Origin of the sequence: Planctopirus limnophila DSM 3776 (genome assembly GCF_000092105.1) — a bacterium.
GTDB classification, from domain to species: domain Bacteria; phylum Planctomycetota; class Planctomycetia; order Planctomycetales; family Planctomycetaceae; genus Planctopirus; species Planctopirus limnophila.
Genome location: NC_014148.1, coordinates 4406511 through 4419401, shown reverse-complemented (window position 1 = coordinate 4419401; position 12891 = coordinate 4406511). Strand labels below are relative to the sequence as shown.

The following is a 12891-nucleotide window of genomic DNA, read 5'->3' as shown; positions in this document are numbered from 1 at the left end:
TTAAATCGCAGATTGGGCCGCTTCTTTCTGGGCCAAAGCCAGATCGGCTTCAACCATCAGTCGTACCAGCTCTTTAAAGTTCGTGGCAGGCTTCCAACCCAGCTCTTTCTCGGCTTTGGAATAGTCGCCTTTGAGGACTGGAACTTCACTAGGTCGAAAGAAAGCCGGGTCAATCTCGACATACTCTGCCGGGTCGAGATCCAGCAGTCGAAAGGTCTCTTCGAGGAATTCCCGCACCGTGTGTGTTTCATTGGTCGCCACCACGTAATCGCCCGGCACAGGTTGCTGCAGCATCAGCCACATCGCTTCGACATAATCTTTCGCAAAGCCCCAATCACGCTGAGCATCCAGATTTCCCAACGCCAGCTTCTTCTGCAGGCCCACTTTAATGCGGGCGGCACCCAGAGTGATTTTGCGCGTCACAAACTGCTCACCACGCCGGGGTGATTCGTGATTAAACAGAATCCCGTTCGCCGCATAGAGCCCATACGCTTCGCGGTGATTGATCGTCTGATGGTAGCCAAACACTTTGGAGCAGGCATACGGGCTGCGGGGATGAAATGGCGTTTCTTCGTTCTGCGGAACGATGGTCGCATGGCCAAACATTTCGCTGGAAGCGGCATTGTAAAACCGCACTTCCTGTGTTTTTGCGAGCTGAATGGCCGATTCCAGAAGCCGCAATGTCCCCAACGCGACGACGTCTGCGGTATAGAGCGGTTGCGTGAAGGAATGATGGACATGGCTTTGTGCCCCGAGGTGATAAATCTCATGGGGCTGAGCTTCTTTGAGCACACGCTGGATCGAGGTGGTGTCGCCCAGGTCACCAGTGTGCAGCACGACTCGGGGTTGATTCCCACAGAGAAGATGCTCGATCCTTTGTGTGCTGATGGAACTTGTCCGGCGCATCAAGCCGTGAACTTCGTAACCTTTTTCCAGCAATAGATCGGCCAGATAAGAACCATCCTGTCCGGTGATTCCAGTGATCAGGGCTCTCTTGGCGGAAGTCATGCTGCAGAATTCCTGTCTCTTGGCAAGATGTCAACTTTATCGATCAGGCTGCGTAAAAGGCAAAGTGTAACACGATGCCCTCAGGATATTCAGTCATTGGCACATGTTCGTCGAACAGAAGTTCGGACCGTTCAACTTCTCGATTTTTGGTGAAGCTAACCCGTGCGACTATGGCTGGCCGGGAATCGCCCACGGATTTTCTGGAGCACCTGCCTTAATGTCGGTGCCCCGGGTAAGAGTTCTTCGAGTTTCGCGCATCCATGCGAGACGGTCGTATGGTTTCGATCACCAAAGAAACGCCCAATTTCCTCGAGTGTGGCAGCGGTCATCTGCCTGGCCAGCAGCATGGCACAATGCCTCGGGAGGACCACCGATTGATGGCGGGACTTACTTTTCAGAGCTTCGATGGTGACGCCGAACTCTTCCGCAACCTGTAAAGCCACCTGATCGATGGTAATTGTGGGAACAAGAAGTTCACCCTGCAGATACCGCTTGATCAAAGAGAGATCGGCTGTCGAATGTTCCCGTCGCGCCATCAGTTCAATCTGCTGGATGGCGATAATCAACTGTGCTGGTGAGCCTGCCAGATTCTCCGCTAGTTCCAGAGCGGCGGCTTCACTCATCGGGAGATGCTTCTGGTGAGCGAAATGGAGAGCCAGTTGCTTGCGGCTGTCAGTGCCAGGCCACTTGAGTAACGCACACAATCCTCCGTGACAACGGTTGACCAATCGAGTGGAAAGCCCGCGCAGCTCACCCGGTGCTTTTTCACTGACGATGAGGATATGTCCGCCGGCATCGGCCATGAGATCAATGACACAGAGCAATTGCTGCTGCAGGTCGGCGCGATCCTGCAATTCATCAAAGCCATCGAGAATCAGAACTTCGAGACTGCGGAGTTTCTCGTGGGCTTCGACGACAGCTTTCTGATCGTGAGCTTCCAGCAGCCACTGGCAGAACTCATGGGCATTAGCCAGGAGGAGTTTGCCACGGGCCAACCGCTTCAAAGTTTCGCGGGCCACATGACGCACCAGATGAGTTTTGCCACCACCCTTGGGGCCGTACACCAGCGTGATGCGTGGCCCTTGCACCGCCATCGAACCCATCGGTTCGACAATTCGCATCGCTGCCGTATAGGCAAAATGATTCTCCGGGAGCACGAGAAACGGCTCCTGAGAGGCGAGTGCAGATTGGCTGCGCGCCAATAGTGCGGCGAGCATGATCCGGGTCCGACATCATTGCGGACTGAAGGTAAGGTCTGGCAACCGTCCTTTTGCCTCGGATCATCCCTGGAGCGAATTCGATTGATCGGCACTTTCACCCATGCCGATCAAAGTTTGCCAAAAGAAAAAAAGCTGTCCTGGCTTTCTCTCAATACAAGCACATCACCGATCAAAGATCGTCCGTCAACAATCTTCTCACAACTCAAAAGCGAATCACAGACTGGCCGCTGAATAAATCGATGCGGCTGCACACGGATTGTAACGATTTCGCAGCCCACCACTTCACTCGAACCTCCCAGAGGCAGCAAAGTGGCTCACTCAATTCCTCAGAAAACCCTGATGATCAGTTCATGTCAGGGTACTTCCCAGGGATTTGAGAAAAGCGAATTTGTGATTCATTTTCGCTTAACGGGCGAAACGGCGACCAGCACGCGGCAGATTGGCGACGACTGGAATTTCTGATTTCTGACCAGTGGGTGCAAAACTTTTGAGCAGTTTGTGATGAGTCTGCATGGCATTATCTCGCAGTTTTCTTGGAAACACATTGCCAAGTGCCAATGATGCAAGCGACATGCCAATTGAGCTGGCAATTGTAATTTGTTTCAATTGTGAAACATCGAGACGACTCGCCGGACATAGCCAACCTTCTCCCGTTAGAACGGGAGAAGGGGTCAGGGCTAGAGCAATCAGTGAGTTACAGATCGAACATCGGTCGTTGAGTGGGTAGCTGGTTGAGCTGCTCGACGAGCTGGCGGATCTTGAGTTCACTCGAAAGTTTTTCCTGCAGCCAGCGCTGCCGCTCATTTTCGCGAATGGCGTCGGCCTCGGCCTGTGCAATCGCTTTGGTCGCGAGTTCACTTTCTCTCAGACGAATCGATTCATCGCGTTCAGTAATCCAGCGCATGAGCTGTTGCCGCTCCTGCTGGAATTCGAGCCTTTGCTGTTCAAACCGCTCGAAGGCAGCCCGCATTTCCATACGCTGTTCTTCGAGTGAGTTCTGCAGCATCTCGTAATGCTGAGCAATCGATAATCTTGAACGTTCAACGCGTTCTTTCGTGCGCTGTTCGCCGAGGCTTTCCGAAAGCTGCATCCAGGTCTCTTCCAGAGCCAGGCGTAATTCGAGTGTCGAGCGATGAGTCACTTCCAGCTCAGCCCTTAACGCCTCCAAACGCACCCGGCGTGTTTCGAGACTTTCTGCATGAACCGTGAGCAACTCCTGCTGACGGCGAACTTCGGCCTGCTGGAGTGAACGCTCTTGTTCCCAGGCCTGCTTCTCCATCAAAAAGCTCTGGCGGTCTTTATGGACGCTGTTTTCGATCGAACCCCGCTGCTGTGCCAGCAGTTCGCGTTCACGAGCCAGTGAACCAGCTTTTTCGTCGAGCGCTTCCCGATAAGCCGCCAGTTGCCTCGAACGCCGTTCGAGCTGCATTGTGTCGTCTTCCAGCCGCTGACGTTCTCGCTGTCGCGTCTCGCGGAACTGGTTCTGTGCAGCTTCCAGTTCCTGTTTGACCTTTTCGAGATGATCCTGCTGAAACTTCAATCGATTGTCGAGCAGTGCCCGCTCGCGATGATAGTTCTGTTCATCCAGCGCGAGCTTTTGCTCCCAGGCGACCTGCTCTTCGCGCAGTCGAGCCGTTTGCTCTTCCCGCAACGCGGCAAATTCCTGCAACTGAGCCTGTCGGGCAGCACTCAGTTCGTTATCGATCTCGCCTAATGCTCGATCGTAAATTTCTTTCTGACGGTCGAGTCGCTCGCGTTCGGCATCCCGTTCGGTACACCATTCGGCCTGCTGCCGTTCGAATTTGATCCGCTGTTCTTCCCATTCATCGGCGAGCTTTTTCCAGAGATCTTCCCGCTCCTTGCGGAAGTCTTTTTCCAGCTTCTCGGCACGTTCAGCCAGTTGCAGCTCGTGAATCTCGATCAACTGGTTAAGTTGCTGCTGACCACGCGCGAGTTTTTCTTCCCCTTGCGCCAGTTCTTTACGCCTTGTTTCCAACTCGGCCTGCATCTGCTGACGCAATTGCGAGCGCTGACGTTCGACCTCTCCGGCAGCAGCTTCCAGTTCCCGGCGTCGCTTCTCGAGCTGGCCGATCTGTGCTTCAAAACTTCCCCAGCGAATTGCCACTTCTCGTTCCCGCTCGCGCAGTTCGAGTTCGCGTTCATGCAGGCTCGCCTGCTGACTGGCCATGAGTAACCGGAAGTGACGCTGATCTTCTTCGAATTGCTGGATCTGCGAGGCCACCAGTTCTTCACGGCGGGCGATATCAGCAATCTGCTGCTGTAACGTTTCGACAAGCTGCCCGGCTTGCCACAAAAGCTGTGAATCTGGTCTCTGGGGAGACTCCGGATATGGGGTGGTCTCGGGATGATGAGATTCGTGGTGTTGACGCGTGGCCAGAGTATCCGCTGAAGATGCACTGGCGTGGCGTGAGCCGCGCATCGAAAAGTGCGGGCCGTCAAAACGCGGGGTCAATTGACCATCCACAGCGCGTGTTCCCACTCGCTGCGAGCCCGCTGGGAAGGCACCTTCCTGGGAAGACGTTGAATCAGAAACAGACATAAGGGAATCCTTTCCCTGAAAAGATCAGTCGGCCTGCCCAAAGCTTTTGCGCTGAGCCTGGCCAAATAGGAATTCGTCAAAATGGGGCGTCGTAGCCTGTAGTATGGCCCAGAGACCTGTGAATCGACAATGAGAGTTTCGCTCAGAGGGAGAGAGATTCTGCCCGGCCTGCAGAATCAAGCCCTCGACCGGCGATTTCTGCCGGATTGCCGTCAGGTTCCCTCGGGAGTCTTCGCATCCACAGGGATGTTCGGCAGCAGTGCTCCATCCTTCTGCAGCACGCTATACCACTTCTGGAGAGCCGCTTCCCGCCGGCTGGGATTGTCGAGTGGACGGTAATCGAGGCGTTTTCCCGTGAGCTTCTGGATGTAATAAAACGCCATCTCGCGGATCTCGACGCGGCCATTCCCCAGGTAATCCACTAATTCCTGAGATGTGAGGCGATTGCGGGCATCGGCAGGAGAATAACCCCACAAGAGCCGGTAGACAGAATTGGCCTCGGCTTCCGCATATTCGCTGGAGAGTTCTTCGCGAATCACGCTTCCTGCCGCTGGCAAATGCCCCAGCCATTCCCGCAGCATGATGAAGGCACTCATGCGGGCTTCTTCATGTTCGGATTTTGCCAGAGCTTCCACCAAGCCATCCATCCGTCCCATGAGCCCTAACGTCTGCACACCAAGTTCAGCCATTTTAGGGCGGGGATCGACGACCAGTGCCAGCATATTCAGATCGATCGCTGCACCTACTGCGAACTCCTTTTCGAACAGTGATGCGAATCGCTTAATCGCGGGAGAAAGAGGTCGCGAATCGACCGTCAGCCATTCGGGCAATGCCGGTGAAATTGGTGGTGTGGCTGAGAGATATTCCGGCTGCTGGCTGATATTCGTCAGCGTGGTGAACATCCCCTGGGAGACTTCTCGAGCTTCACCTTGCCCGACGATCACGTTGGCGCTTCCCCGGGCGATGTACAACCCACCGGTGAGCCGATTCGGCCCCAAATCCTGCTCAAATCGCGTCGGCTCGCGCCATTGAACTTCAACACCCGCAATAAGATCGGCTGATGTGGGGACAATTCGTACGACGGTCGAACCGACCTGAAAGGCCCACTCGATTTTACCCAACGCAGCTTCCTGCCTCGAGATCCCTTTGAGGCTCACACGTCCTCGTTCAACCAACAGCGAAGCGGGAGCATTGCCGACGGCTCCGCCCCACCGAATGACAGAGCCCGGGAGGACATCCAACTGCAAGTCTGCAGCTGGGCGAGCTTCCGGGGAAACAGCCGCCCCTGCACGTGGATTGACTGCCACTTCAAAGCGGGCCTCAAAGGGTTCTGGCACCACGAGCACAGTCCCCACAGTCATCTGTTGTTGAGGAACGACCCGCTTCCAGCTGGCGGTCTCTTCATCACGGGTAATAGCCACGCTCTCGGTCGAGGCATAGGTGATCGTGGTTCCGGGAAGGAACGATTCGCCGGGAATTTCCGGCCTGGCTGTACTCGTAGACTTTATTGAATTCACAGAGTCAGGGGCTGTCGTGGCAGGGAGAACTGCGGCGGGTAAAGCCGCACTCTGCATAGCTGCCGGGAGATTGGCAGATGCTGTCGCTGCATTGCCTGTATTGGCGGCTACCGGAGTGGCATTGGCTGGTGAGTTGACGGTCGATGGTTTTCCGGCCTCCGGGTTGGAAGTCCCGGGAGACATCGCCACGACATTGGCTGGATCTGGGGTTGCCGTCGCAGGATTGGCTGGAGGATTGACCGATGAATTGCCAGCGACAGCCGGTGCTGTGCCACCCTCGACTTGAGGAGTAACCGCTCCTGCTGGCCCATTCCCACTGGCTGCCGCTACTTCAGGGCGATTGATCTCTGGAGCATTCGCTGGAGAAGCCGCATTGGCAGCCAGTTCGCCTCCAGAGCTTGCTGTTGTGGCAGAGCTTGCTGTTGTGGCCTGAGTTCCTGCGGGCTTGCGTCCGGTGACACCTTCTTTAAGTCCCGGATCACGCAACAGGATCGCCAGCCAGGCCACACCGACGGCGGCAACAGCCACCATTGGAAGGACCCGGCGTGACCATCGGGATTCCTCGACTGGACGGGAGAAATCCAGTTCAGCTTGAGCACTCAACTTGTCCCGCTGTGGCTGTTTGCCTTCGCTCCCTGTTGTAGCAGGCGACACTTGCCGCGAAGTGGCAGCGACACCCGCGGAACGACCTGCGTTGGTCCCCAGCTTTTCCAGATCAATCCCTGTCGTTCTGCGGGAATCACCAATTTTGAAGCTATCGCCCGCACCATTTGCTGGAGAATCCGCCTTGGCTTCATCTGCGGCCTCAATTGCCGCCGGACGACCAGCAGTGGAGGCACTGGTTGTGGCAGCATTCTCGACTTCGATGGGTGTCCCATCCATGAGGGCGTACAAACGTTCGCGGGCCGCCGTGGTGAATGTCACCGGTTCGGCCGCAGCAAGTGTGAGAATCTGGTGGCAGGCTGCCACTTCTGCTAGATGGACATCCGATTCCAGGCACAGGCTCTCAATGGCCACAACCTGTTCAGGAGTCAGAAGATCGTTCAGATATTCGGCCACAAAATTTGCATCGACATGATTCTGACCCGAACCATCAGGAAAGATCGCGGGGGCGTTCAGACGCCGCTTGCGGATCACTTCTCGAATGCGGCTGACAAGTTGCTGGACGTCATCACTTTCGCGAATCCGCTCTCCCAGGGCTTTCGCTGCAGCGGGTGGCAACACATCATCCAGATAAGCCAGAAGTGTCCGTAAAGTCAGTCGCATCATTGCGCCCCGCAAAATCGTTGTCATCGACAGAATTTGAACTGGCATGCTCTCCAGCCAGGCTCCACACTATAGAAGTGGGGATCGACCAGCCGATCCGTTCAAAAATCCGTAGAGACAGCACCGATTTTCAGGAAATCCAGCTACGACCGGTTCCACACCCGCAGGAACTCTGCAATTCGAGAGGAGTTGCGACGATCGCGGCTTGACCCCCTCTGGCTGACGTTTCTATATCTAGGAAGATCGTCCACCTTGAAACTGAGTGAGATTGGTTGACTACTCTGCTCAGGTCAGAAGTCAGGTCAATCGGGTTTCGCAGACATTTCCTCGCTATGACTGATTGTGAGACAGCCAGACCCGCACAGGATCTGCTGATCGGAGCTTTGCATGACACGCTTGAATAACGACCAGACAGCAATCTGCCGGGCGAACTCTCTCGTGAACACAATTGTTGGCTCTGCCCCATGGGCTGGAAAAGCTGTGAGAAGCCTGCTGGCTGTGACTGCACTCAGCACAGGCCTGCTTTTCACGCAAGAGGTATCAGCCCAGGTGCTGCTGGGTGGCGAGCAACTCGTCAAAGGTGTTTCGACAGCCGAAGAACGTGTGGCCCAGAGTGATCTGTGGGTCATGGATATCGCTTTCAAACCCATGCGGCAGATCGTGGTCGAAGTGACAGATCCAAAAACGGGTGAAAAGAAGCCCGAATACATCTGGTACATGACGTATCGCGCCTTCAATCGTCCGATCGCTCAACGGGAAGTCGACAACCAGCCTGTCAACGAGTTTGATCCGCCCGTTCTGCCACCCATGTTCGTTCCCGAATTCACATTGGTGACACAATCGGAAACTCCCGAAGTGATCCAGGATACCATTAGCCCCGAAGCACTGGCTGCCATCAACAAACGCGAAAAGTTCACCTTCCAGAATTCTGTGGAAGCGGTCGCTCCGATTCCTCCCGCCGCAGAGCCCAAATCACCCGATGAGCAGGCGATCTCTGGTGTGGCGATTTTTCGCAACGTGAATCCGAAGGCCAAACGCTATACGGTTTATCTCACCGGATTTTCCAATGGGATTCGTACCATTGAGGGGCCCGACGGACAGCCACTGGTGCAGCACAAAACTCTGATGCAGAAGTACTGGCGTCCCGGCGACGAATTTGATCAGAAAGAATTCGAAATCCGCCTCGATGGCGAACCCGAGTGGATCTACCGCTGAACCTGGGCAGATTGATTGTCAGCTGCTCAAAAACATCAGTCATTCCGTCAGCTTTCCTGCTTCGATCCTTCCATCGATGGCATGGAAGAATGCACCTCATTTGCAAACATCCTTGACAAGTGCCGCGAACTCTCGCCAATGTCGCTGAGAATTCGGTCGTGGAGGATTCTCCGACCATCTCTCTTCCGATCACTGCCATTGAGGTTTCGCCCAGATGACACTTCGACAGACGACCACCTGGATTCTGACCATCTGCGCCCTTGCAGTGATGCACGGCAGCGAACCTCTTGTCGCTCAGCAGGCTGTCAAACCCGGGCTCATTGGTCGCTGGGATGTGACTGTGAAATCTGCCGATGGTGCCACGTTCCCTTCGTGGCTGGAGTTCGAGAAATCTGGACGTAAAACCATTGTGGGTCGATATGTCGGGCAGTTTGGCTCGGCTCGTCCGATTTCGGAAGTTGTCGTCGATGGCAACAGTTTCCAGTTCGTCGTTCCTCCTCAGTGGGAAGGGGGTTCGCAGAACATTCAGATCAAAGGTTCGCTGCAAGGAAATCTCCTGCAGGGCGAACTCACAGGGAGCCAGGGCGAAGTCCTGACCTGGAATGCCGAGAGAGCACCGGCCCTCGATAATGCTCCTCCAACCGCCTGGGGCACGCCAATCAATCTCATTCCCAAAGAAGGTCTTGCCGGCTGGAAACCACAGTTTCCCAAGGCCGACAATGGGTGGCAGGTCATTGACGGCATCCTCACCAATGCCAAGCCGGGGAATAACCTGCTGACCGAACAGACGTTTGAAGATTTCCAGCTACTGGCCGAATTTCGTTACCCAAAAGGCAGCAATAGCGGCATCTACCTGCGCGGCCGCTACGAAGTGCAGATTGAAGACCATTCGGGAAAGGCCATCGACAGTCATAACATCGGCGGGGTCTATGGCTTTCTCACACCTTCCGACAATGCAGCTCTCGGGCCTGACCAGTGGCAAAAACTGGAGGTCACACTGGTGGGCCGCCGGGTGACTGTGGTGTTGAATGGCACACGGGTCATCGATCGTCAGCTGATCCCGGGAATTACCGGTGGAGCACTCGACAGCCACGAAAGCGAGCCCGGCCCGCTGATGCTCCAGGGAGATCATGGCCCGGTCGAGTTTCGTCAGCTTCTGATCACGCCAGCTGCCAGATAGCTCTGTGTGATCGGTCTCGGAATGACAGCGACTTTCGAGGTTCAAGACGCATCGCGAAAACATCAATGATTCGTTATGCTTGCCGGGATTTCCTGTGGACTTCTCGAAGAAAACGAACTCTTTGATGTTCAGCGAGTGGCTATGTCTGAAGAACTTGCGGCTTACGATCCTTATGCACTCCCGCCGGAAGATGTGCAGGAACCGCCCAGGTCACTCGGGGCGGCACTCCTTAAGATTGGCCCGGGAATCATTCTCGCTGGAACAATCGTCGGCTCTGGCGAGTTGATTCTCACCACATCTCTCGGCGCAAAAAACGGCTTTGTCTTCTTGTGGTTGATCCTCTTCAGCTGTGTGATCAAGGTCTTTGTGCAGGTTGAATTAGGCCGATATGCCATCTCATCGGGAAAGCCCACACTGGGGGCGCTCAACGAATTGCCGGGGCGCATCTTTCCGACGCATTGGCTGGTCTGGTGGTGGTTCGGGATGATGCTCTGCACGGTCATGCAGTTAGGAGGCATGACGGGCGGTGTGGGGCAGGTTTTACAGCTGGCATTCCCGGGATTTTCCGAACAGATGACAGCGGGTATTGTGCATCTCGTTCCTGCGGCAAAAGGGTTGTTTGCTGCTCGTCCAGAAATGATCTGGGCGATTGTCACCTGCCTGGCAGCCATGCTGCTGATTTATCAGGGCGGTTATCGGCGGATTGAATGGCTCACCACGATCATTGTGGTGAGTGTGACGACAATCACCATGCTGGCTGTCGCAGCTCTGGCGTGGACAGACTACTCGATCTCCTGGAATCAACTGGCGAGCGGCTTTCGATTTCAAACGCCCCCGGCAGGCATGATGACTGCTTTTGCGGTCTTTGGCATTACCGGCGTGGGTGCAACGGAGCTGTTTTATTATCCCTACTGGTGCCTGGAGAAAGGCTATGCCCGCTTTGTGGGCCGGTGTGATGGCTCGCCGGAATGGGAGGCCCGGGCGAAAGGCTGGATCAAAGTCATGCAGCTCGATGCGTGGGTCAGTATGGTGGTCTTCACCATTTCGACTGTGGCGTTTTATCTGCTGGGAGCTGCTGTGCTGCATCCACAGGGCCTGCATCCCGAAGGGAGCCAGCTCATCAATACGCTGGCCGATATGTATGCCGGGCCCTTCGGCCAGTGGACGCGGATTCTGTTTCTCGTGGGAGCAGGGGCCGTCCTCTTCAAAACGCTTTACCTGGCCTGCGCAGCCAATAGTCGGCTGGCGGCTGATTTTGTGATTCTGGCAGGTGCAGCTCCTGCCGGAGTCGCACAAGTGCGGCTCAAGATCATTCAGCGGTTCTGTCTCTTCTTTCCTGTGCTGGCGCTGGTCTTCTACTTCATGCTGCATGATCCGAAGCTGCTGGTGCAACTGGGCGGGATTGCTCAGGCGATTACACTGCCGATGATTGCTGCCGCGACGATTTACTTCCGCTACCAGAAAATCCACCCCGCACTTCAGCCCAGCCGGTTCACCGATGGACTGCTCTGGGTGGCGACGATCGCCATCTTTTTCGTGGCCTCGATGATGATTCCTCAGCAATTCCGTGAGCTCTCGAGGCTCGTCGCCAACCTGTTCTGAGAGATGATCGACTGGTGAAAATGATTGCATCTCGCTTGTGTGTTGATAGTTACGACAATTTTCAGCGATGATTGTGACTGAATGATTTTTGACAACAATCGCTGTTTTTTTTCGTAAAGGTGTTGACGATCCTTCGTGGAACCCCAATACTCAAGGGTGACTTCTGACACTGAGTCTCAATTGCAGTCTCCAGCCTGATTCTCCCGCCTGTGTTGGACTGAATTTGTTCATGACGATTTCTTTCCCCATTGATGATGGTCATGTGCCACTCACCGAGGCTTGCGCTACGGTGAGTCACTGTGATTCTTCACAGAGTTCAGCGACTCTGGATTCATCCTCCGCACCATTCGCCGCGGGACAATCGTCCGAGTGTCCCAGCCCGCAATACTGTGAGATGGAAGGTACCTGCGGAGCCAGCACTCCCTGTGGATCAAGCACACCTTGTGGTGCCAGCACTTCCTGCCTGACAGATTCAACGTACGGGCGAGAGTCGGCTTGCCGGGTTTCTCAGGTGAGCCAGAGGCGGTACCTGTGCCATTGCCTGCGAGTCTCGGAAGATCAGGTGCGCGAATCCGTTCAGATCGGTGAATTGCAGACGGTACGGCAAGTGATTTCGGCATGTGGTGCAGGGGGTGGCTGCATGGCCTGCCACCGGCACATCAAACGAGTCATCTCCGAAGAGTCAGCCAATCGGACCTTGGCCATGGCTGACAGCTATGCGCTGCAAACTTCGTCGCTGTCCATCAGCCAGTAATGGCAAACGCTCGCACTGACCTCGCTGGCCTCAGGTCTTTCGGACGTCGCCCCTCAAGATTGTTTGACAAGTCAACTGCGCCTTGAGTGCCATGCTTGCGGCTCTGAGCTGTCTATTACACATCTTTTGCCGAAAGGCTTTTTGAAGTGTGGCTGGGGTCAAACGTCCTCGTTTGCCCCCAGTTCTTTGGACTTTGATCGTTTTTACGAACAGCATGAAAAGACATGAATCTATGTTTCGGATGCATTTGCGCTGGGGAAATCGATTGACCAGGGGGCGGATGAAGACATCCGACCCCTGCCACCCGGGCAAGAACCACGTCCTTTCGCACTGTTTTTATTTTTGGGGCTCCAGGGTCGTGCTACCCATGGGTGGGTGAAAAGTTACGTGTAATAGACAGCGGCACTGAGCAAGCATGCCTCACAGAACCTGAGCGCACCATGTATCTCTGTCCGAGTCATCTCGATCCGGGTGGCCCGGCCAACTTGTGGCCGGGTTGTCGTGAAAGCCACGACAACAAGAAGCCGCGCCATGCGTGTACCATTTGTCTGGCAACTCCTCAGTGTAGC

At 55.2% G+C, this 12891-nt stretch carries 8 protein-coding genes; 4 read left to right on the top strand and 4 right to left on the bottom strand.

The features are described 5' to 3' along the window. From gmd to PLIM_RS17525, 4 genes are all read right to left on the bottom strand, one after another. A complete protein-coding gene (gmd, locus tag PLIM_RS17545; RefSeq protein WP_013111655.1) occupies window positions 1-1008 on the bottom strand; it encodes a GDP-mannose 4,6-dehydratase in 1008 nt (335 codons plus the stop codon). A 155-nt stretch (window positions 1009-1163) separates the two neighbouring features. Beyond that, the gene (locus PLIM_RS17540; protein WP_013111654.1) at window positions 1164-2225 is read right to left on the bottom strand and encodes a DnaA/Hda family protein; all 1062 of its coding nucleotides are present in this window, start codon (window positions 2223-2225) and stop codon (window positions 1164-1166) included. Between the two features lie 697 nt (window positions 2226-2922). Continuing rightward, a complete protein-coding gene (locus PLIM_RS17530; RefSeq protein ID WP_013111652.1) occupies window positions 2923-4788 on the bottom strand; it encodes a coiled-coil domain-containing protein in 1866 nt (621 codons plus the stop codon). A 212-nt stretch (window positions 4789-5000) separates the two neighbouring features. Next, window positions 5001-7619 (bottom strand): hypothetical protein, encoded by a 2619-nt coding sequence (locus PLIM_RS17525; RefSeq protein ID WP_041402119.1) that lies wholly within the window; start codon window positions 7617-7619, stop codon window positions 5001-5003. Window positions 7620-7958: 339 nt separating this feature from the next. Here PLIM_RS17525 and PLIM_RS17520 point away from each other — a divergent pair, with 339 nt between their 5' ends. The 4 genes from PLIM_RS17520 to PLIM_RS17505 all read left to right on the top strand — a co-directional run bounded on the left by PLIM_RS17520 (window position 7959) and on the right by PLIM_RS17505 (window position 12322). Then, a complete protein-coding gene (locus PLIM_RS17520) occupies window positions 7959-8786 on the top strand; it encodes a hypothetical protein (protein WP_013111650.1) in 828 nt (275 codons plus the stop codon). Between the two features lie 214 nt (window positions 8787-9000). Then, window positions 9001-9966 (top strand): 3-keto-disaccharide hydrolase, encoded by a 966-nt coding sequence (locus PLIM_RS17515; protein WP_013111649.1) that lies wholly within the window; start codon window positions 9001-9003, stop codon window positions 9964-9966. Between the two features lie 75 nt (window positions 9967-10041). After that, entirely contained in the window at window positions 10042-11568 is a 1527-nt protein-coding gene (locus tag PLIM_RS17510; RefSeq protein ID WP_013111648.1) for an Nramp family divalent metal transporter, read from the top strand. A gap of 229 nt (window positions 11569-11797) precedes the next feature. Further along, a complete protein-coding gene (locus PLIM_RS17505) occupies window positions 11798-12322 on the top strand; it encodes a (2Fe-2S)-binding protein (RefSeq protein WP_013111647.1) in 525 nt (174 codons plus the stop codon). Window positions 12323-12891 lie beyond the last annotated feature (569 nt).

What these genes read in the sequence shown, in the direction of transcription:
- gmd (WP_013111655.1), bottom strand. Translation starts at nt 1,008, where the DNA reads ATGACTTCCGCCAAGAGAGCCCTGATCACTGGAATCACCGGACAGGAT.
- PLIM_RS17540 (WP_013111654.1), bottom strand. Translation starts at nt 2,225, where the DNA reads ATGCTCGCCGCACTATTGGCGCGCAGCCAATCTGCACTCGCCTCTCAG.
- PLIM_RS17505 (WP_013111647.1), top strand. Translation starts at nt 11,798, where the DNA reads ATGACGATTTCTTTCCCCATTGATGATGGTCATGTGCCACTCACCGAG.
- PLIM_RS17525 (WP_041402119.1), bottom strand. Translation starts at nt 7,619, where the DNA reads ATGCCAGTTCAAATTCTGTCGATGACAACGATTTTGCGGGGCGCAATG.
- PLIM_RS17530 (WP_013111652.1), bottom strand. Translation starts at nt 4,788, where the DNA reads ATGTCTGTTTCTGATTCAACGTCTTCCCAGGAAGGTGCCTTCCCAGCG.
- PLIM_RS17520 (WP_013111650.1), top strand. Translation starts at nt 7,959, where the DNA reads ATGACACGCTTGAATAACGACCAGACAGCAATCTGCCGGGCGAACTCT.
- PLIM_RS17515 (WP_013111649.1), top strand. Translation starts at nt 9,001, where the DNA reads ATGACACTTCGACAGACGACCACCTGGATTCTGACCATCTGCGCCCTT.
- PLIM_RS17510 (WP_013111648.1), top strand. Translation starts at nt 10,042, where the DNA reads ATGCTTGCCGGGATTTCCTGTGGACTTCTCGAAGAAAACGAACTCTTT.